The organism is Mesorhizobium sp. M4B.F.Ca.ET.203.01.1.1 (genome assembly GCF_004791025.1).
GTDB lineage: Bacteria > Pseudomonadota > Alphaproteobacteria > Rhizobiales > Rhizobiaceae > Mesorhizobium > Mesorhizobium abyssinicae.
Genome location: NZ_SRUO01000199.1, coordinates 1 through 314, shown reverse-complemented (window position 1 = coordinate 314; position 314 = coordinate 1). Strand labels below are relative to the sequence as shown.

The following is a 314-nucleotide window of genomic DNA, read 5'->3' as shown; positions in this document are numbered from 1 at the left end:
CGGAATTCGGCCTGGTCGAAACCCTGGCCGAGCGCTGCGCGCAGATCGTGCTGGACGAGTTCGAGGGGAAGTGGCTGCGCCTGAAGCTGAGCAAGCCCGGTGCGGTGCGCGGCGCGCGCGCGGTGGGCGTGATCATCGAGCGCACGCGCGACTGACCCGCTAAACCCGGCCGCCGGCCGGAAACCCCGGTAGTGCCGGCCGCTGGCCGGCAATCTTGGTAACAACGAAACAGACAGGAGACAACGGATGGTGGACGCGGTGGTGGCGGTACAGTGGCTGGAACGGCTGCAGAACACACTGGAACCCTATCCCGG

Annotated in this window: 1 protein-coding gene; it reads left to right on the top strand. The window is 67.5% G+C overall.

What is annotated here, in order from left to right; all coding sequences use genetic code 11:
• Nucleotides 1–11: 11 nt before the first annotated feature.
• A complete protein-coding gene (locus EN846_RS36635) occupies nucleotides 12–155 on the top strand; it encodes a hypothetical protein (RefSeq protein WP_348630856.1) in 144 nt (47 codons plus the stop codon).
• The last annotated feature ends 159 nt before the right edge of the window (nucleotides 156–314 follow it).